This window comes from Aeromonas sp. FL131 (assembly GCF_049860615.1).
Taxonomy (GTDB): Bacteria; Pseudomonadota; Gammaproteobacteria; order Enterobacterales; family Aeromonadaceae; genus Aeromonas; species Aeromonas hydrophila.
Map to the genome: position 1 here is coordinate 1391230 of NZ_CP187595.1, position 19056 is coordinate 1410285.

The 19056-nt window shown below is 60.1% G+C and carries 17 protein-coding genes; 10 read left to right on the forward strand and 7 right to left on the reverse strand.

From position 1 onward, the window contains the following. Positions 1–17 precede the first annotated feature (17 nt). The gene (gene clpA, locus ACPW75_RS06660) at positions 18–2270 is read left to right on the forward strand and encodes an ATP-dependent Clp protease ATP-binding subunit ClpA (protein ID WP_024944043.1); all 2253 of its coding nucleotides are present in this window, start codon (positions 18–20) and stop codon (positions 2268–2270) included. Positions 2271–2339: 69 nt separating this feature from the next. Here the strand turns inward: clpA and infA are convergent, their stop codons facing one another. The 3 genes from infA to aat form a co-directional block, all read right to left on the reverse strand. Further along, the gene (infA, locus tag ACPW75_RS06665; protein ID WP_005300033.1) at positions 2340–2558 is read right to left on the reverse strand and encodes a translation initiation factor IF-1; all 219 of its coding nucleotides are present in this window, start codon (positions 2556–2558) and stop codon (positions 2340–2342) included. A gap of 69 nt (positions 2559–2627) precedes the next feature. Then, the gene (locus tag ACPW75_RS06670) at positions 2628–3344 is read right to left on the reverse strand and encodes an arginyltransferase (RefSeq protein WP_011705735.1); all 717 of its coding nucleotides are present in this window, start codon (positions 3342–3344) and stop codon (positions 2628–2630) included. Further along, a complete protein-coding gene (gene aat / locus ACPW75_RS06675) occupies positions 3341–4048 on the reverse strand; it encodes a leucyl/phenylalanyl-tRNA--protein transferase (RefSeq protein WP_029303253.1) in 708 nt (235 codons plus the stop codon). Before aat ends, ACPW75_RS06670 begins: the two co-directional genes overlap by 4 nt. Positions 4049–4067: 19 nt before the next feature. On the opposite strand from aat, the gene ACPW75_RS06680 reads away from it, so the two are divergent. Then, on the forward strand, positions 4068–4538 hold the full coding sequence (locus ACPW75_RS06680; RefSeq protein ID WP_077095949.1) for a glycine zipper 2TM domain-containing protein: 471 nt from the start codon (positions 4068–4070) through the stop codon (positions 4536–4538). A gap of 110 nt (positions 4539–4648) precedes the next feature. Here ACPW75_RS06680 and ACPW75_RS06685 read toward each other — a convergent pair whose 3' ends face one another. The 3 genes from ACPW75_RS06685 to ACPW75_RS06695 form a co-directional block, all read right to left on the reverse strand. Beyond that, the gene (locus tag ACPW75_RS06685) at positions 4649–5896 is read right to left on the reverse strand and encodes a response regulator (protein WP_039214578.1); all 1248 of its coding nucleotides are present in this window, start codon (positions 5894–5896) and stop codon (positions 4649–4651) included. A gap of 57 nt (positions 5897–5953) precedes the next feature. After that, positions 5954–6904, reverse strand: a complete 951-nt coding sequence (gene trxB / locus ACPW75_RS06690; protein ID WP_017409663.1) for a thioredoxin-disulfide reductase — start codon at positions 6902–6904, stop codon at positions 5954–5956. A gap of 604 nt (positions 6905–7508) precedes the next feature. Then, the gene (locus ACPW75_RS06695) at positions 7509–7739 is read right to left on the reverse strand and encodes an alanine dehydrogenase (protein WP_077095948.1); all 231 of its coding nucleotides are present in this window, start codon (positions 7737–7739) and stop codon (positions 7509–7511) included. Positions 7740–7888: 149 nt separating this feature from the next. Between ACPW75_RS06695 and lrp the strand changes: the two genes are divergently transcribed. The 8 genes from lrp (at position 7889) to miaE (ending at position 18075) form a co-directional block, all read left to right on the forward strand. Further along, entirely contained in the window at positions 7889–8380 is a 492-nt protein-coding gene (gene lrp, locus ACPW75_RS06700; protein ID WP_005300047.1) for a leucine-responsive transcriptional regulator Lrp, read from the forward strand. Positions 8381–8581: 201 nt separating this feature from the next. Continuing rightward, positions 8582–11104, forward strand: a complete 2523-nt coding sequence (locus ACPW75_RS06705) for a DNA translocase FtsK (protein WP_077095947.1) — start codon at positions 8582–8584, stop codon at positions 11102–11104. A 77-nt stretch (positions 11105–11181) separates the two neighbouring features. After that, positions 11182–11790, forward strand: coding sequence for an outer membrane lipoprotein chaperone LolA (gene lolA / locus ACPW75_RS06710; protein ID WP_011705742.1), 609 nt, complete (start codon positions 11182–11184; stop codon positions 11788–11790). 152 nt (positions 11791–11942) lie between these two features. Further along, on the forward strand, positions 11943–13280 hold the full coding sequence (locus tag ACPW75_RS06715) for a replication-associated recombination protein A (protein WP_077095946.1): 1338 nt from the start codon (positions 11943–11945) through the stop codon (positions 13278–13280). A 339-nt stretch (positions 13281–13619) separates the two neighbouring features. Beyond that, the gene (gene serS / locus ACPW75_RS06720) at positions 13620–14915 is read left to right on the forward strand and encodes a serine--tRNA ligase (protein WP_011705744.1); all 1296 of its coding nucleotides are present in this window, start codon (positions 13620–13622) and stop codon (positions 14913–14915) included. A gap of 186 nt (positions 14916–15101) precedes the next feature. Beyond that, positions 15102–15590 (forward strand): CvpA family protein, encoded by a 489-nt coding sequence (locus ACPW75_RS06725; protein ID WP_011705745.1) that lies wholly within the window; start codon positions 15102–15104, stop codon positions 15588–15590. A gap of 21 nt (positions 15591–15611) precedes the next feature. Further along, the gene (gene purF / locus ACPW75_RS06730) at positions 15612–17132 is read left to right on the forward strand and encodes an amidophosphoribosyltransferase (protein WP_011705746.1); all 1521 of its coding nucleotides are present in this window, start codon (positions 15612–15614) and stop codon (positions 17130–17132) included. Positions 17133–17316: 184 nt separating this feature from the next. Beyond that, entirely contained in the window at positions 17317–18075 is a 759-nt protein-coding gene (gene miaE, locus ACPW75_RS06735) for a tRNA isopentenyl-2-thiomethyl-A-37 hydroxylase MiaE (protein ID WP_017409658.1), read from the forward strand. A gap of 154 nt (positions 18076–18229) precedes the next feature. On the opposite strand, the gene ACPW75_RS06740 is transcribed toward miaE, so the two are convergent. Next, positions 18230–19015 carry an ATP-binding cassette domain-containing protein gene (locus ACPW75_RS06740; RefSeq protein WP_011705748.1) on the reverse strand — a complete coding sequence of 262 codons (786 nt, stop codon included), beginning with the start codon at positions 19013–19015 and terminating at the stop codon, positions 18230–18232. Between the last annotated feature and the right edge of the window lie 41 nt (positions 19016–19056).

The following is a 19056-nucleotide window of genomic DNA, read 5'->3' on the forward strand; positions in this document are numbered from 1 at the left end:
TACTAGGGGAGGTGCCTATGTTGAATAAAGATCTAGAAAAGACGCTGAACGAGGCTTTCAAACTGGCCCGTGACGAGCGCCACGAATTCATGACTGTCGAGCACCTGTTGTTAGCCCTGCTGGATAACAGCTCAGCCCATGAGGCGCTGAGTTCTTGTGGTGCTGACGTGGAGCTGATGCGCAAAGAGATCAGCGCATTCATCAGTCAAACAACCCCGCTTATTCCCCGTGATGATGAAGATCGTGAAACCCAGCCCACACTGGGCTTCCAGCGGGTGCTGCAACGCGCCGTGTTCCATGTTCAATCATCGGGCAACACGGAAGTCAGTGGCGCCAACGTGCTGGTTGCCATTTTCAGCGAGCAGGAGTCCCAGGCCGCTTACTTCCTGAAAAAGGCCGAGATCAGCCGACTGGATGTGGTCAATTTCCTCTCCCATGGCGTGCGCAAAGACAGCAAGCCGGACAACAGCAGCAACAATGCAGAGTCCGACGACGATGTGTCTGCCGCCCAGATAGAAAGCTTTGCCACCAACCTCAATCAGCTGGTGCTGGAAGGGCGTATCGATCCGCTCATCGGACGAGATCAGGAACTTAACCGTACCATCCAGGTGCTCTGCCGCCGTCGCAAGAACAACCCCTTGCTGGTCGGTGAAGCAGGGGTGGGCAAGACGGCCATCGCCGAAGGGTTGGCCTATCGTATCGTCAAGGGTGATGTGCCCGAGGTGATTGCGGGCAGCACCATTTATTCCCTGGACATGGGCTCGCTGCTGGCGGGGACCAAATATCGCGGTGATTTCGAGAAGCGCCTCAAGGTGCTGCTCAAGCAGATCGAGCGCCAGGAAGGGGCGATCCTGTTCATCGACGAGATCCACACCATCATAGGGGCAGGGGCGGCCTCCGGTGGTCAGCTGGATGCGGCCAACCTCATCAAGCCGCTGCTCTCCAATGGCTTGCTGCGTTGTGTCGGCTCCACCACCTATCAGGAATACTCCCAGATCTTTGAAAAGGACCGTGCTCTGGCGCGTCGCTTCCAGAAGATCGATATCGTCGAGCCTAGCGTGGATGATACCACTCGCATCCTGATGGGTCTCAAGAGCCGCTATGAGGCTCACCATGGGGTGCGCTATACCGTCAAGGCCATCCGCGCCGCGGTGGAGCTCTCTGCCAAGTACATCAATGACCGCCATCTGCCTGACAAGGCGATCGACGTGATCGACGAAGCCGGTGCCGGACAACGGCTGCTGCCGGCGAGCAAGCGCAAGAAAGTGATCAATGTGCAGGAGATCGAAGCCATTGTGGCCAAGATTGCTCGCATCCCGGAGAAATCAGTCTCCTCTTCCGACAAGGAGGTGCTGAAGAATCTGGAGCGCAATCTCAAGATGGTGGTATTTGGTCAGGACAAGGCCATCGAGGTGCTGACCGACTCCATTCGCTTGTCACGTTCGGGCTTGGGTAATGAGCGGCGCCCCGTGGGTTGCTTCTTGTTTGCCGGCCCGACCGGGGTGGGCAAGACCGAGGTCACTCAGCAGTTGGGCAAGGCGCTTGGCGTCGAGGTGCTGCGCTTTGACATGTCGGAGTACATGGAACGCCACACCGTCTCTCGCCTGATCGGGGCACCTCCCGGCTATGTGGGCTTTGAGCAGGGTGGACTTCTGACCGATTCGGTACTCAAGCACCCGCACTCAGTGGTACTGCTGGACGAGATCGAAAAAGCGCACCCGGATGTGTTCAACCTGCTGCTGCAGGTGATGGACAACGGCACCCTGACTGACAACAACGGGCGCAAGGCGGATTTTCGCAACGTGATCCTGGTGATGACCACCAACGCCGGCGTGCAGGAGACCCAGCGCAAATCCATCGGCTTCCAGCAACAGGATATGAGCCACGATGCCATGGCGGTGATCAACAAGACGTTCAGCCCGGAGTTTCGCAACCGGCTCGATCACACCATCTGGTTCAACCATTTGGATATGCAGGTGATACATCAGGTGGTCGACAAGTTCATCGTCGAGTTGCAGGTACAACTGGATGCCAAGGGCGTGTCTCTTGAAGTGTCCGAGGGTGTCCGCCACTGGTTGGCCGAGAAGGGATATGACAGGGCCATGGGAGCGAGACCCATGGGACGGGTCATCCAGGAACACCTCAAGAAACCCCTTGCCAATGAGATCCTGTTCGGATCCTTGGTCGATGGGGGGGTAGTGAAGGTTGAGTTGATAAATGACAGCCTCAGCTTTGACTATCAAGTCAATGTTGAAGCTGTTTCCCACTAAGCTTAACGCTGTTGGAAAACCACAAAAAACCCCAACCGGAAGGTTGGGGTTTTTTGCTGAATTCCTGGCTTAGCGAGAGCGGAAAACAATACGTCCCTTGGAGAGATCGTACGGAGTCAGAGCTACCGTTACTTTGTCCCCAGTCAGGATACGGATGTAGTTTTTGCGCATCTTGCCGGAAATATGAGCGATAACCACGTGACCATTCTCCAGTTCCACACGGAACATGGTATTGGGCAGGGTTTCGAGAATAGTGCCCTGCATCTCAATACTGTCTTCTTTAGCCATTGAATCCTCTTGATAAGCCACAACAAAAAATCCGCTGGATCATGCCGGATTTAAGGCTATGTGTAAAGTTTACTCGGGCTTGCTGTCGATATTTTTCCATTCCCCCTGTATCAACCGTTCATGGGGCAGATACTGGCGCTTGTAATTCATCTTGCGGCACTCCTCCACCAGATAGCCCAGATATAGCCAGCTCCGACCGGTTCTTCTGGCCAGTTCCAACTGACTCAGAATGGCGAAGGTACCGAGGGAACGATCCGCATGGGCCGGGTCGAAAAAGGTGTACATGGCGCTGAGGGAATGGGGCAGCAGATCCGTGGTTGCGACCCCGATGAGCCGGTTATCCTTGCGCATTTCCAGATAGAGGGGCGGCATCCAGTCACAGTGCAGGAAGCCCTTGTACTGGGTGCGGCTGGGGGGATACATGCTGCCGTCATGATGGCGTTCGCGAATGTAGCGCTCATAGAGCTGATAGTACTCGGGCTTGTCGTCGTAGCTGAGCACCAGTTCGATATCCTGATTGAGCTGGCGGATCCGCTTCTGGCTGCGGCTCGGCACGAAGCGCTCGCTGTGGATGCGCAGGGACTGGCAGGCATTGCAGGCCGGGCAGTGGGGACGATAGATGTCGTTGCCGCTGCGCCGAAAGCCGGCCGTCAGCAGCCGTTCGTAGCCGCTGGCATTGAGCAGGCTGTGATCCATCAACACCAGCAATTGCTCCTGCTCATGACCCAGATAGCTGCATTGGTGCTTCGGGGTCAGCCCTACCTTGAGGATCACTTCTTCGGTCATAACAGAATGCTCCCCGTTTGCCAGCAATTGGCCGCCAGCGGTTGTCGGCTCAGTTGTGCCAGCGTCGTCAAAAATTGGCGTCTCGGCCACTCTTCTATTCCCAGGGTGGCCAAAAAATCGTTCTGCATCTGGCAATCGATCAAGGCGCCATCATGGCGGGCGAAGTGCCGGCAGAGGGCCACCATGGCCAGTTTGGCACCGTTGTCGATACGACTGAACATGGACTCGCCGCAGAACACCCGGCCGAGGGAGAGGCCATAGAGGCCGGCTTGCAACTGGCCCTCCTGCCAGATCTCGATGGAGTGGGCATGGCCAAGGCGGTGCAATTGTCGATAGGCGTCGATCATGGGTGTGCTAATCCAGGTTCCACTGGCACTGCGACGGGGCGCGGCGCAGGCCGCTATAACCTCATTAAAGGCGCGATCGATGGAAATATCGAATGAGGTACCACGGATAAATTTACGCAGAGTGCGACCGATATGCAGCTGTTCAGGCCGGATGACGCCTCTGGGATCCGGTGACCACCACAGCAGCGGCTGGTGGGGTTCATTCCACGGGAAGATCCCCTTGTGGTAAGCTGCCAGCAGGCGGGCAGGGGAGAGATCCCCGCCGATCGCCAGCAGGCCGTTGGGTTCCTCCAGGGCATGCTCGGGGTCGGGAAACCAGCACAGCTCATCATCCAATTGGGTAAGATAGCGAGACATAAGGTAACGAGGTTCATAGATGAAGGCCATTATCCTGATAGTATCCAGCTTGTTTTGCTTTGTCACTGCGCCCGCCTGGGCGCAGGTCTACGAGCGCAATACGGCAAGACCCGTGAATCAGGTGGTGTTTGGTCAGGTCGAGACGGTGCGCAACATCACCCAGCGCCAGATTCTGGAGTCAGAACACTCCGGCTGGAAAACCTTGGGCGGCGCCGTCCTGGGGGGGCTGCTTGGCAACCAGTTTGGTGGCGGTCATGGCCGTGAAATTGCTACTGCGGTCGGTGCATTGGCGGGGGCGGCCGCGGCGCAGCAGTATCAATTGGGCGGCAGCGTGGTGGAGAACAAGCTGGTGGAGCTGCTTATTCGCAACGAGCAAAACGGGCTGGTCAACGTCATTCAGGATTACGATCCGGCCATGGTGTTCATGAACGGCGACAAGGTGCGCATCCTCTATTTCGACGATGGCGTGCGGGTCGACAAGACCTATTGAAGCAGGCGCTGGCTCAGGCGGTCATCAAGGAGGGAGAAGTGACCCGACGGGCTGCCGGCTGGGCAAGCTGTCGGGCGGGTACTACACGGAGAACATCTGGCGAGGTAACGTCAGGCCGATGAGTCCTGCGACACTATCTTGTCACGGCCGGTGTTCTTTGCCTGATAGAGCAGGCGATCCGCCTCGCTCAGTGCCTCGTCCATGGAACCGCGCCCGACCTTGATCACCCCGAAACTGGCGCGAACAAACAGCGGCGTCTCCCTGGACAGCGGTTGCTGGCGCATCTGCTGGCGCAGCCCCTCCAGCCGTTTGAGCAGCACCGGTACGGTGCAGTGGGGCACCATCAGGGCAAACTCCTCGCCACCAAAACGGGCGATCATGGCATCGGGGAAGAACTGGGTGAGCAGCCGGGTGAGGTGGCAGAGCAGCTGATCGCCGATGGCATGACCCCAGTGATCGTTCACCTGCTTGAAGTGATCCACATCGAGCACGCACAGCGCAAGGGGCGTCTCCTGACGCTGGTGTTCCTCGAACCATTTCTGTCCTTCATTGAACCAGTAGCGCCGGTTGTAGAGCCCGGTCAGGTAGTCGCGATTGGCCGACTCCTGGATGCTGTTGAACTGCTCCAGCGCTTCCAGGTTGTGGCTGACCCGGCATTGCAGCTCTTCCGGTTCGAACGGTTGGTTGAGGAAGTCGTTGGCGCCCTGCTTGAGGTAGCGGGCGGAGAGGCCGCGCTTGTCCGACACCGAGATGCCGATGATGGCGAGCTGCTGCTTGCTGTAACGCTCGCGCAGCATGCGCACCAGGCTGATCCCGTCAATTTCTGGCATATAGTAGTCGACCAGCACCAGCCGAATGGCCTGGTTCTGTTCGAGCTGGGCCAGGGCCTCGCGGGCGTGGCTCGCCTCGTGCACCTGCAGCAGCTGCTTGCGCAACTGGGCCATGGTGCGGTGGCGGGAGGTGCGTGAATCATCGACCACCAGTACTTCGATGCGTTGGTTGAGGTAGAGGCGATGAACCAGGCTGACGGCGTATTGCAGGGAGTGGCGTGAATCCTTCATCACATAGTCCAGTACTCCCGCCTCCAGCCAGGCTGCACGCTTCTCCTCGCTGATATCGGCAGTGAGGATCACCACCGGCAAGCCCCGCTCCAGCAACACCTTGACCGCTTCCCCGCTGGGGGCATCCGGCAGGGTCAGATCCACCAATGCCACCACGTACTCTTCTCCCCGACAGTGGCGGGCACCCTCCAGGGTATCGAATGCATCGATCTCCAGCCCGGTTTGCTGCGCAATGGCCTGGATCAGCATCCGTCGAATGGTCAGACTGTCCTCGACTATCAATATTTTCTGTTTCATCCGGCTCCTTAAAGTAAAAAGGCATGCCTCGCGGCATGCCTTTTATATCCCTTGTGCTTATTGCGCGTCCAGATAGCGCTCGGCATCGAGGGCGGCCATACAGCCGGTACCGGCCGAGGTGATGGCCTGGCGGTAGGTGTGGTCAGCCACGTCACCGGCGGCAAATACCCCTTCGATGCTGGTCTGGGTGGCGAAGCCGTCGAGGCCGCCACGCACCTTCAGATAGCCGTTCTGCATATCCAGCTGGTCGGCGAAGATCTGGGTGTTGGGCTGGTGACCGATGGCGATGAAGACGCCCATCAGTGGCAGGTCGGTGGTGGTGTCGTTCTGGGTGTTGCGCAGACGCACACCGGTCACCCCCATGTCGTCGCCCAGCACTTCGTCCAGAGTCTGGTGGGTGTGCAGTACGATATTGCCGCTGGCCACCTTGTCGTGCAGACGCTTGATCAGGATCTTCTCGGCGCGGAACTCGTCGCGACGGTGAATGAGGTGCACCTTCTTGGCGATGTTGGCCAGATAGAGCGCCTCTTCCACGGCGGTGTTGCCGCCGCCGACCACGGCCACTTCCTGATTGCGATAGAAGAAGCCGTCACAGGTGGCGCAGGCGGAGACGCCGCGGCCCTTGAAGGCCTCTTCGGAAGGCAGGCCCAGGTACTTGGCGGAGGCACCGGTGGCGATGATCAGCGCATCACAGGTGTATTCGCCGTTGTCGCCCTTGAGGCGGAACGGACGCTGGGTCAGCTGCACTTCATTGATGTGATCGAACAGGATGCGGGTGTCGAACTTCTCCGCATGCTCTTTCATGCGCTCCATCAGGGCCGGACCGGTCAGACCCTCGGGGTCACCGGGCCAGTTCTCCACTTCGGTGGTGGTAGTCAGCTGACCGCCTTGCTGCATGCCGGTGATGAGCAGCGGATTGAGGTTGGCACGGGCGGCATAGACGGCGGCAGTGTAGCCCGCCGGGCCTGACCCCAGGATCAGCAGTTTGCTATGAGTGACTTGGCTCATGATGTGATTTCCGAGACGTGATGAGTTTGCGCGATTGTAGGTAATTCGTGATAAGGGGTCAAAGGCCAGTGAGTCGATTGTATCAATCGGCTGGCGGGGTGGGTGGGGGGTAAGAAAGGGCTGAAAACATGCCCTGTCGCGGAAGGCTCCTCAACCGGGTCTGGTGCACCTTGATAAGGAGCAAAATGGCTCTCACTCCATGGTGATGTGAGAGGTGGCGCTTGGTATCCGCTGGCGCTTGCCGGACGTGGTGCGCATTTCTATTGATGAGGTGGGGAAGGGCGTTTGCAGCCGTGTATGCCAGCGGGCGTAGCCCGCTCGGCTGATCCTGTCCGCTGGTGTGGCGGCGATCTAGACGCGATTGACAAGTTTTGGCGCAGTAGCCCTCGCTGCCGGTGCTTTGTAATACAGCACCTCAGGCCAAGCCCGCCCCATGAGGGGGGGGCACACATTCTCAGGCCGCGCACTGACATGAGGGAGGATTTCGCTGGGGTGGCCGCTCTCCTGGTGGGCACATTCACGATGGCGACCTCCCGTTATCTTGCAGGGGGAATGCCAAATCATTGCCGGGCAGTTGTGACGAAGACGCAGGGAGGGGGGGGCGTTATGTTTTGAGTCTGATGGATACGCCGGCCGCGGTGAAAATTGCTGCAATGCAGGACAAAATAGCGACAGTGGCAGCGCGATAATCTGCACCACCTGAATCAATGCCGCTTCCTGCGCCGCTTTGGGCGAAAACAGTATGGTTTCGTGCTGTCAGTTCACGTACACTGGCCACAGCCATGCCTACGCGGTATTCATGGTTTTTTATTTCTTTAGGTACACCGATAATCATGCTATCCCTCGACTATCGATTGGTGGTTTATGTTGCAAGCTAGTTTGGCAACATTTGCGCCTTGCATATTCAGGTATTGACAGGATTTGTGACCATAATTATAAAATGACTGGTGATTCTTACCAAAAAATAGCCAAAGGATGGAATAAATGATGGAAGCTAAGAGTCGGCTAAAGGATTTGGACAGGATTGACCGCAACATTCTGAATGAGCTGCAAAAGGATGGCAGAATTTCGAACGTTGAGTTGTCCAAACGAGTTGGCCTGAGTCCTACACCGTGTCTGGAACGGGTTCGTCGCCTCGAGCGACAAGGGTATATCGAAGGGTATGCCGCCATTCTGAACCCTCATTATCTGGACGCGTCTCTGCTGGTATTCGTGGAAATTACCCTCAATCGCGGTGCCCCCGATGTGTTTGAACAGTTCAACAAGGCTGTTCAGGTGCTCGAGGAGATCCAGGAGTGCCATCTGGTCTCCGGCGATTTCGACTATCTGCTCAAGACCCGAGTCAGCGACATGTCGGCCTATCGCCGTCTGCTGGGGGAAACCCTGCTGCGTCTGCCCGGTGTCAACGACACTCGCACCTATGTGGTGATGGAAGAGGTCAAACAGAGCAGTCGTCTGGTGATCAGCACCCGTTGAGTCGGGTTATGCTGTGGCTTGCCAGCCTTGCGACAAGTCACGACATTCAGAAACGAGCGGCCGGTCCGCTCGTTTCTTCTTATCGAGTTGGTTGTGAATATGGCCGCCACGCCAGGCACTGGCTGACAACCGGTGGGCTTTTCAGGGATACTAGGCCCCCTTATCCCCCTGCATTACATGTTTTCAGAAAGGAGCCGGAGTTTGGCCGATAAAAAGCTGTTTACTCCTTTATCAGGTACACAACGGATCTTCGAAGCCGTCTTGATCGCCATCACCCTGATGGCTGCCTATCTCTTGCTTGCCCTGTTGTCCTACCACCCCGCCGATCCCGGTTGGTCCCAGACCTCCTGGCAAGGGGAGGTGAAAAACCTCGCCGGCAGCGCGGGGGCCTGGCTCGCCGACATCACCATGTTTACCTTCGGGGCGTTTTCCTATCTGGTTCCTCCCCTGGTCGTGCTGCTGGGCTGGAGCCTGTTCTGGCGTCCAAGCCGGCTGCTTGATGTGGATTACCTCACCCTGTCGGTGCGCATCGTCGGTTTCGTGCTGACTGTGCTAGGCATGTCCGCCATCGCCAGCATGAACTTCAATGATCTGCAGAATTTTTCCGCCGGCGGCCTGGTGGGGGACGTGATCTCCTCCGCCGTGGTGCCGCTGTTTGGCGGAGTCGGTGCCAACCTGATGCTGCTCTGCTTCGTGGCCACCGGCATCACCCTGTTCACCGGCTGGTCCTGGCTGACCATCGTCGAGCGGATCGGCGCCGCCTGCACCGGTTCGGTCAGCGCCGTTTACCATTTTCCCACCACCCTCGGCCGCTGGCTGACCGGTGGCTGGCGCCAGCCTCGCGTTGAGGGACCGGATCCCTTGCTGGAAGGGGGCGTGGGGGCCATCGAGCTCGATGACGAGGAAGATGAACCGCACTCCAGCTGGACCCGTCGTCCCAAGGAAAAGGCCAGCGCCAAGAGCCAGAAGGCCAAGTCCGATGAATGGCTGCCCGAGCTTGATGAAGATACCTTCCAGTTCGACCCGCAGTTTGACGATGAAGATGACGAGCCGGCCCCGGTGGCCAAGGCCAAGCGAGCAGCCACCAACGGTGCCCGTCATCAGCCTGCCCTGGTCACGGCCGATGACGAGGACGATGATCTGGATCTGCCTTGGGCGGAAGGAGATGAGGAGGCGCCAGCACCGGCGGCTCCCACGCCCGGCAAGCCCAAGCGCCGCCTGCAACCTGGGCTGCCACCCTTGCCCAGCATCGAGCTGCTGGACCGTCCGCCCGCCAAGACCCAGATGATGAGCAAGGATGAGCTGGAGCGCATGGGCCGACTGGTGGAGGCGAAACTGGCCGACTACAACGTGCAGGCCAAGGTGGTGGGTGTCTATCCGGGCCCCGTCATCACCCGTTTCGAGCTGGATCTGGCGCCTGGCATGAAGGCGAGCAAGATCACCAACCTCTCCCGCGATCTGGCCCGCTCTCTGTCGGCCAGCAGCGTGCGGGTGGTGGAAGTGATCCCGGGCAAGACGTTCGTCGGGATCGAGCTGCCCAACAGGGTGCGTCAGACCGTCTACCTGCGCGAGACCCTCGACTGCGAGGCGTTCTCGGGCAGCCGCAACCCGCTCACCATGGGGCTGGGTCAGGACATTGCCGGCGAACCCGTGGTGGTGAATCTGGCCAAGATGCCCCACCTGCTGGTGGCCGGTACCACCGGCTCCGGTAAGTCGGTGGGGGTGAACACCATGATCATCTCCATGCTCTACAAGTCGACGCCGGACGATCTGCGCTTCATCATGATCGACCCCAAGATGCTGGAGCTGTCGGTCTACGAGGGGATCCCCCATCTGCTGACCGAGGTGGTGACCGACATGAAGGACGCCGCCAACGCCCTGCGCTGGTGCGTGGGCGAGATGGAGCGTCGCTACAAGCTGATGTCGGCGGTCGGGGTGCGCAACCTCAAGGGCTACAACGACAAGGTGCTGGCGGCCATCGAGGAGGGAGAACCCCTGCTGGATCCGCTGTGGCGTCCAGGCGACTCCATGGATCAGATGCCGCCTGAGCTGGAAAAGCTGCCCCATATAGTCGTGGTGGTGGACGAGTTTGCCGACATGATGATGATCGTCGGCAAGAAGGTGGAGGAGCTGATCGCCCGTATCGCCCAGAAGGCGCGGGCGGCCGGTATCCACCTGATCCTGGCGACCCAGCGTCCGTCGGTGGATGTCATTACCGGTCTCATCAAGGCCAACATCCCGACCCGTATCTCGTTCCAGGTGTCGAGCAAGATCGACTCCCGTACCATCATCGATCAGGGCGGCGCCGAATCCCTGCTCGGCATGGGCGACATGCTCTACATGCCGGCCGGTACCTCCAACCCGACCCGGGTGCACGGCGCCTTTGTCGACGACCACGAGGTGCACAAGGTGGTGGCGGACTGGAAACTGCGCGGCGAGCCGAACTACATCGAGGAGATCCTCTCCGGTGAATCCGGCGGCGAGGGCGGTAGCGGCGAATATGGCGGTGGTGACGACGAAGAGCTCGACCCCCTGTTCGACGAGGCGGTGGCCTTCGTGGTGGAGTCGCGCCGCGGCTCGACCTCCAGCGTGCAGCGCAAGTTCAAGATCGGTTACAACCGGGCGGCCCGTCTCATCGAGCAGATGGAAAACCAGGGTATCGTCAGCGCCCCGGGCGGCAATGGTCAGCGCGACGTGCTGGCCCCGCCACCGGTACGGGACTAAGCCTCACCCCTCTATCATCCTGGCCATGCCCCCTGCGGGCGTGGCCTTTTATCGAGATAGTCGTTATGAAAAGCATGATGAAAAAACAACTGTTGATGGGCACTGTGCTGCTGGTTGCCAGCAGCCAGGTGTGGGCCGACGCGGCCAGCGATCTCAAGCAGAAGCTGGCGGGGGTGAGCCTCTTCTCCGCCAAGTTTGCCCAGACCGTCTATGACAGCAAGGGCAAGGAGCTGCAGCGCGCCGGCGGCGATCTGCTGGTGCAGCGCCCCAATCGCTTCAACTGGCACACCACCTCGCCGGACGAGAGCCTGATCGTGGCCGATGGCAAGGATGTCTGGGTCTATGATCCCTTCGTCGAGCAGGTGACCGCCCTCAAGATGAAAGATGCCGTGCTCAACACCCCCTTCGTGCTGATCGCCGGCAACGACAACAGCCTCTGGAAGAACTATGACGTGACCCAGGAAGGGGATGTTTACACCGTCACCAGTCGCAACCAGGACGAGCTGATCGCCTCCTTCCGCATCACCTTCGACAGGCAGAACAACATCAGCCGCTTCGACGTGAAAGAGGCCCAGGGCCAGTGGAGCGAGTTCACTCTGAGCAACTTCAACCGCAAGCCGGTGCTCAAGGGCAACGAATTTGTCTTCAAGATCCCGAAGGGGGTCGCGCTGGACGATCAGCGCTGATGAGCAGACGGTCGCTGGATTTCTGGTCGGCCCGTCTGCCAATGGCAACGGGCGTGACGCTGGGGGTCAACACAGATGAGTAACTTCTTATTGGATGTCTGGTCGGGCCGTTTTTCCATGGCTGTGTGCGTGATATTGAACGGTCAAAACAGATGAGCAACTTGTCGCTGGATTTCTCGTCGGACTTTCGTCCGCTGGCGGCCCGGATGCGGCCGCAAACCCTCGAGCAGTATATCGGTCAGCAACATATTCTGGGGCCTGATAAGCCCCTGCGCAAAGCGATCCTGGCCGGCCACTGCCACTCCATGATCCTGTGGGGGCCTCCCGGCACCGGCAAGACCACGCTGGCCGAACTGATGGCTCACTACTGCCAGGCGGAGGTCGAGCGGCTCTCGGCGGTCACCTCCGGCATCAAGGAGATCCGCGCCGCCATCGACAAGGCCAAGGAGAACAGCTGGCGCGGGGTGCGCACCATCCTGTTCGTGGACGAGGTGCACCGTTTCAACAAGAGCCAGCAGGACGTGTTCCTGCCTCACATCGAAGACGGCACCATCACCTTCATCGGCGCCACCACCGAAAACCCCTCGTTTGAACTCAACAACGCGCTGCTCTCCCGGGCCAGGGTCTATCTGCTCAAACGGCTGGAGGAGGAGGACATCCTCACCCTGATCGATCAGGCGATGCAGGACGCTCGCGGGCTCAATGATCCGGCGCTGACCTTCGCCCCCGGGGTGAAGGAGGCGCTGGCCAAGGCGGTGGATGGGGACGGGCGCAAGTCCCTCAACTACCTGGAGCTGCTGGCTGACATGGCCGAGCCCGACGGCAGCGGCCAGAAGCTTATCGACAGCACCCTGCTGGCCGCCGTGGTGGGGGAGCACGTGGCGCGCTTCGACAAGGGGGGCGATCACTTCTACGACCTCATCTCGGCGGTGCACAAATCCATTCGCGGCTCGGCGCCGGATGCGGCGCTCTACTGGTATGCCCGCATGGTGAGCGCCGGTTGCGATCCGCTCTATATTGCGCGCCGGCTGCTGGCGATTGCCTCCGAGGATGTGGGCAATGCCGATCCCCGTGCCATGCAGGTCGCCCTGTCGGCTTGGGATTGTTTCCACCGCATCGGGCCGGCGGAAGGGGAGCGGGCCATCGCCCAGGCGATCGTCTACCTCGCCTGTGCGCCCAAGAGCAATGCGGTCTACACCGCCTGGAAGGCGGCGCTTCACGATGCCAAGAACCTGCCGGATTTCGAGGTGCCGCCGCACCTGCGCAACGCACCGACCAAGCTGATGAGCGAGCTGGGCTATGGCGCCGAGTACCGTTACGCCCACGACGAGCCCGGTGCCTATGCTGCCGGCGAGCAGTACTTCCCGCCCGAGCTGGCCGGCAAGCAGTACTATCAGCCCACCGAGCGTGGGCTGGAGAAGCAGATAGCCCAGAAGCTCGACTATCTGCATGAGCTGGATCGGCAGAGCCCGCGGCAACGGGACAAATAGTGATGCAATGGCGGCTGGTAGCGAGCCTCTCCCGGGTCTGTCTTGCTGGGTTGCGCGTTAATTGGTCAGCCGATTTGATCCAGGTCGTCATCCCCCGGAAAACAGGGCAAAACGGGCGCAATAGTCCCTGTTCGGGCGGGGGGGCGGTCTGATACACTGGCCCTCTGACCCCGCTTGTCTTGGCCTGGTGCCATCTTCTTGATTTCGAAGGCCTGCTCACCATAGGCCCGATTCTGAAAGACGACAGGGGTGCGCCAACCGATGTTAACTTCCGGATCTGTTTTCCAGCCCGTCATGATGACTCAGGCCCAGATCCCATTTTAAAAAAGTAGGTAAACCATGCTGGATCCCAAATATCTGCGCAGCGATATCGCCGAAGCTGCCGCTCGTCTGGCGACACGTGGCTACGTTCTGGACGTAGCGGCTGTCAATGCTCTGGAAGAGAAACGCAAGGATCTGCAGTCCCGTACCCAGGAGCTGCAGGCCGAGCGCAACGCCCGCTCCAAATCCATCGGTGAGGCTGCCCGTCGCGGCGAAGATGTTGCACCGCTCAAGGCCGAGGTCACCAAGATCAACGAAGAGCTCGAGACCAGCAAGGTCGAGCTGGATGCCCTGCTGGCCGAGCTGAAGGTCATCGCGGACGCCATCCCCAACCTGCCGAGCGACACCACCCCGGTTGGCCGTGACGAGAACGACAACGTGGAAGTGCGCCGCTGGGGCACCCCGCGCGAGTTCAGCTTCCCGGTACGCGATCACATCGATCTGGGGGAAGCGGCCAAGGGCGTTGACTTCAAGAACGGCGTCAAGCTCTCCGGCTCCCGCTTCGTGGTGATGAAGGGCCAGATTGCCCGTCTGCACCGCGCGCTGGCCCAGTTCATGCTGGACCTGCACACCCTGCAGCACGGTTACACCGAGTGCTACGTGCCCTATCTGGTCAACCCGGACAGCCTGTACGGTACCGGCCAGCTGCCGAAGTTCTCCCAAGACCTGTTCAATACCGGCATCGACGGCGAAGGGGAAGAAGAGGGCAAGGTACGCAAGTTCTCCCTGATCCCGACCTCCGAAGTGCCGCTCACCAACATGGCCCGCGACGAGATCTTTGACGAGCAGGAACTGCCCATCAAGATGACCGCCCACAGCCCCTGCTTCCGTTCAGAAGCGGGCTCCTACGGTCGTGATACCCGTGGCCTCATCCGCATGCACCAGTTTGACAAGGTCGAGATGGTACAGCTGGTGCACCCGGAGAAATCCTGGGAAGCGCTGGAAGAGATGGCGGGTCATGCCGAGAAGGTGCTGCAGCTGCTGGAGTTGCCGTATCGCGTGATGGCGCTCTCCACTGGTGACATGGGCTTCTGCGCGGCCAAGACCTACGATCTGGAAGTGTGGCTGCCGGCCCAGAACACCTACCGCGAGATCTCCTCCGTCTCCAACTGCACCGACTTCCAGGCTCGCCGCATGCAGGCTCGCGTGCGCATCGATGGCAAGCCGCAGCTGCTGCACACCCTGAATGGCTCCGGCCTGGCGGTGGGTCGCACCCTGGTGGCGGTGATCGAGAACTACCAGCAGGAAGACGGCCGCATCGCCATCCCGGCGGCGCTGCAATCCTACATGGGCGGCCTGACCCACATCGGGTAAGCGCTCATTGCAGACGACAACGCCATGGCATGCCATGGCGTTGTGCATTCTGGCGTCGGTCAACCGTTTCAATGGGCCGTGAATGCGCTGGTTCGCCGCCTGTTTGAACCGTTAACACATTTTTATCAAGCATTGCGCAATCGTTTTTGTTAGACTGCGCCGCAATTTCGCAGGACATCTTTTTCTATGGTCTGGATTGATTACGCCATCATCGGCATCGTCGGTTTCTCTGCTCTCATCAGCCTGGTGCGCGGCTTCGTCAAGGAGGCCATGTCTCTTGTCACCTGGTTCGTCGCCTTCTTCATCGCCAGCCATTTCTATTCGGATCTCGCCATCTACTTCACCTCGTTCAGCGACCCGCTGGTGCGCAACGGCCTGGCCATCGCCGCCCTGTTCGTGGCGACCCTGATCCTCGGCAGCGTGGTGAACTACGTGGTGGGGCTGCTGGTGGACAAGACAGGGCTGTCCGGGACCGATCGGGTGCTTGGCATCTGTTTTGGCGCTATTCGCGGGGTACTGATCGTCAGTGCCCTGCTTTTTTTCATGGATACCTTCACCAATCTCTCCCAGAGCGACTGGTGGACGGCGTCCAAGCTGGTGCCCGAGTTCAAGCCGGTCATCCAGTGGTTTTTCGGGTTCATGCTGAACTCATCGAGTTTTCTTAAACAGGTATAGTGACTTCGAGGTAGCAAAGACATGTGTGGTATTGTCGGTATAGTTGGCACCACCCCCGTCAATCAGGCCCTCTACGACGCCTTGACGGTGTTGCAGCACAGGGGACAGGATGCCGCCGGGATCGTGACCATTGACAGTGGAAACTTCCGGCAACGCAAGGCCAACGGCCTGGTGAAGGACGTGTTTGAAGTGCGTCACATGCAGCGCTTGAAAGGGCATATCGGCATAGGACATGTCAGATATCCCACCGCAGGCAGCTCCAGTGCCGCTGAAGCCCAACCTTTTTACGTGAACTCCCCCTACGGCATGGTGCTGGCCCACAACGGCAACCTCACCAACGCCAAGGAGCTCAAGGAGCAGCAGTTCAAGGTGGCCCGTCGCCACATCAACACTACCTCGGACTCCGAGGTGCTGCTGAACGTGCTGGCGCACGAGCTGGATCTCTGTGACAAGATGGCGCTGCGCCCGGAAGACATCTTCTCGGCGGTGCGCAAGGTGCACCAGCAGATCCGCGGCGCCTATGCCGTGGTCTCCCTGGTGATCGGCCACGGTCTCATCGGTTTTCGCGATCCCAACGGCATTCGCCCGCTGATCCTCGGCCGCCGGGTCGACGAGCAGGGGCAGGTGGAGTACATGCTCGCCTCCGAGAGCGTGGCGCTTGACGCCATCGGTTTCGAGACGGTGCGCGACGTCGCGCCGGGGGAGGCCATCTACATCACCGAGCAGGGCCAGCTCTTCTCCGAGCAGTGTGCGGAGAACCCGCAGATGAGCTCCTGCATCTTCGAATATGTCTACTTCGCTCGCCCCGATTCGTGCATCGACAAGGTGTCGGTCTATGCCGCCCGCCTCAACATGGGTCGCAAGCTGGGCCAGAAGATTGCCCGCGAGTGGGAAGATCTCGACGTGGACGTGGTCATCCCCATCCCCGAGACCTCCTGCGACGTGGCGCTGGAGATCGCCCACACCCTCGACTTGCCGTACCGTCAGGGCTTCGTGAAGAACCGCTACATCGGCCGTACCTTCATCATGCCGGGCCAGACCCAGCGCAAGAAGTCGGTGCGCCGCAAGCTCAATGCCATCAGCTCCGAGTTCAAGGGCAAGAAGGTGTTGCTGGTGGACGACAGCATAGTGCGTGGCACCACTTCCGAGCAGATCATCCAGATGGCCCGTGAAGCGGGGGCAGCCAAGGTCTACTTCGCCTCGGCGGCGCCGGAAATTCGCTTCCCCAACGTCTACGGCATCGACATGCCCACCGCCAACGAGCTGATCGCCCACGGCCGGGAAGTGGAAGAGGTGTGCAAGCTGATCGGCGCCGACGGCCTCATCTTCCAGGATCTGGAAGATCTGGAAGCGGCGGTGCGGGAGATCAACCCCGAGCTGCGCCACTTCGAGACCTCGGTGTTCAACGGCCATTACGTCACTTCCGACGTGGATCAATCCTACCTCGACCACCTCAACGCCATGCGCAGCGATGACAACAAGGCGGTGCGCGAGTGGCAGGAAGGCACCAGCAACCTGGAAATTTTTAACGAAGGCAGTTAAACGTTTTCCACGCTGGGGTGTTGCAACGAGATGGGGGCCTTGGCCCCCATTGTTGTTTCCGCTCGCTAAAAAGGGCCCGCATCTGCTTGAAAAAGCAGCGTTTGTATCCGCAGCTATGGGCAGTGGCGGCGGGATCCGCTAGCATGGGCCGCCGCCGTATCAACCCGAACAGACGAGAATTCAGATGGATGACCTGCTAGCCCCCGTGCGCCAGTTTTTGCACTGCGAGACCCCGGATGCGTGGATCGAGATGGCGCGGGATCCCGCCTGGTTGCCGACCCTGCTCATCGATCACGCCAACTGCGAGAACAAGGCCGCGCTCACCGCCCACAGCCTGGTGCGCCGCTACTGTCTGCCCAAGGGCAAGCGTCATCTGTTGCCCAAGCTGGAGTTCTATCGGGAGCTGGATGCCATCCCGGAGAAAGCCGAGATCCTGGGCAAGCGCAGCATGGGGGAGTCTGATCGCACCGTGTTCGAGGAGCTGTCCCGCAATCCGTTGCTGTTTCCCATGGTGCGGCTCATTCAGGAGGAGCTGCACCACTTCGAGCAGGTGCTGGAGATCATGCAGGCCCGCGACATTCCCTATGGTCCGGTGACCGCCTCCCGCTATGCCCGGAACCTGATGCAGCATGTGCGCACCCACGAGCCCGCCACCATCGTCGACAAGCTGATCATCGGCGCCTATATCGAGGCGCGCTCCTGCGAGCGGTTTGCCAAGCTGGCGCCCCATCTGGACGAGGAGCTGGGCCGTTTCTACGTCTCCTTGCTGCGCTCCGAGGCGCGCCACTACCAGGACTATCTGGCGCTGGCCGAACAATATGCGGGGGAGGACATCAGTGAACGGGTGGCCTTCTTCGGCCAGGTGGAGGCGGAGCTGATCCGCTCGCCGGATCCGCAGTTCCGGTTCCATAGCGGTCTTCCTGTCAGATCTGACAGTTGTTGACGGGCAGGGCGCTGCCTACCATTGCAGCGTTCCTACTACGAGCGACGCATTCATTTTTGAGCGCAATTCCCGGCCCCTGAGCCGGGATTTTTTTGTCTCTTTTTCAGGCGTGAAAGCGGCGGGCAAGAGCCGGCGGCGAGCCGCCGGGTGGGGATCAACGGCGGTATTCGTTGTTGTAGTTCTGGATAAGGCGCCGGGTCACCTCGTGCTGGGGATCGGCGAACACCTTGAGGGTCTTGCCGCGCTCCACCACCCGTCCTTCGTGCATCACCAGCACCTCGTCGCTGATGTGGCTCACCACCCCCAGATCGTTGGCTACCAGCACATAGCTCAGCCCCATGGTCTCCTGCATCTCCAGCAGCAGGTTGATGATCTGGGAGCGCACCGAGATATCCAGGGTAGAGAGCGCCTCGTCGGCCACCACAATCTTGGGGTTGAGGATCAGCGCCCGTGCCAACGCCACCCGCTGCTGCTGACCGGCGGAGAGCATCTGCGGATAGAAGAGGGCGTGGTCCGCCAGCATGCCCACCATGCGCAGGGTCTGCACCACCTTGTCGCGGCGCTCCTCCTCGGTCATCTCGGTGTTGAGGCGCAGCGGCGTCTCTAGGATCTGGCCGACCCGGATCTTGCGGTTGAGGGAGGAGTTGGGGTCCTGGAAGATCATCCGCAGCAGCTTGCAGCGGGTCTGATAGTCGCCGTGGATCATCGGCTGCCCCTCGATGGCGATCTCGCCCCCGCTCGGCTCGATCATGCCCGCCAGAATGCGGGCCAGGGTGCTCTTGCCGGAGCCGGCCTCGCCGACGATGGCCAAGGTCTGGCCCACCTCGAGATCAAAGGAGAGCGGTTTGATGGCTTCCACCGCCCGGCGTCGAAACAGGCCGGTGCGGTTCTGATAGGTCTTGCACAGGCCCCTGACCTGCAACAGGGAGGGTTCGATCACTGTCCTGGCTCCTTGGTGAGAGGGCATGTAGCCACGCTCTG

Excerpts from the sequence above, each read along its gene's own strand:
- clpA (WP_024944043.1), top strand. The coding sequence starts at position 18 with ATGTTGAATAAAGATCTAGAAAAGACGCTGAACGAGGCTTTCAAACTG.
- infA (WP_005300033.1), bottom strand. The coding sequence starts at position 2,558 with ATGGCTAAAGAAGACAGTATTGAGATGCAGGGCACTATTCTCGAAACC.
- ACPW75_RS06670 (WP_011705735.1), bottom strand. The coding sequence starts at position 3,344 with ATGACCGAAGAAGTGATCCTCAAGGTAGGGCTGACCCCGAAGCACCAA.
- aat (WP_029303253.1), bottom strand. The coding sequence starts at position 4,048 with ATGTCTCGCTATCTTACCCAATTGGATGATGAGCTGTGCTGGTTTCCC.
- ACPW75_RS06680 (WP_077095949.1), top strand. The coding sequence starts at position 4,068 with ATGAAGGCCATTATCCTGATAGTATCCAGCTTGTTTTGCTTTGTCACT.
- ACPW75_RS06685 (WP_039214578.1), bottom strand. The coding sequence starts at position 5,896 with ATGAAACAGAAAATATTGATAGTCGAGGACAGTCTGACCATTCGACGG.
- trxB (WP_017409663.1), bottom strand. The coding sequence starts at position 6,904 with ATGAGCCAAGTCACTCATAGCAAACTGCTGATCCTGGGGTCAGGCCCG.
- ACPW75_RS06695 (WP_077095948.1), bottom strand. The coding sequence starts at position 7,739 with ATGATTATCGGTGTACCTAAAGAAATAAAAAACCATGAATACCGCGTA.
- lrp (WP_005300047.1), top strand. The coding sequence starts at position 7,889 with ATGATGGAAGCTAAGAGTCGGCTAAAGGATTTGGACAGGATTGACCGC.
- lolA (WP_011705742.1), top strand. The coding sequence starts at position 11,182 with ATGAAAAAACAACTGTTGATGGGCACTGTGCTGCTGGTTGCCAGCAGC.
- ACPW75_RS06715 (WP_077095946.1), top strand. The coding sequence starts at position 11,943 with ATGAGCAACTTGTCGCTGGATTTCTCGTCGGACTTTCGTCCGCTGGCG.
- serS (WP_011705744.1), top strand. The coding sequence starts at position 13,620 with ATGCTGGATCCCAAATATCTGCGCAGCGATATCGCCGAAGCTGCCGCT.
- ACPW75_RS06725 (WP_011705745.1), top strand. The coding sequence starts at position 15,102 with ATGGTCTGGATTGATTACGCCATCATCGGCATCGTCGGTTTCTCTGCT.
- purF (WP_011705746.1), top strand. The coding sequence starts at position 15,612 with ATGTGTGGTATTGTCGGTATAGTTGGCACCACCCCCGTCAATCAGGCC.
- miaE (WP_017409658.1), top strand. The coding sequence starts at position 17,317 with ATGGATGACCTGCTAGCCCCCGTGCGCCAGTTTTTGCACTGCGAGACC.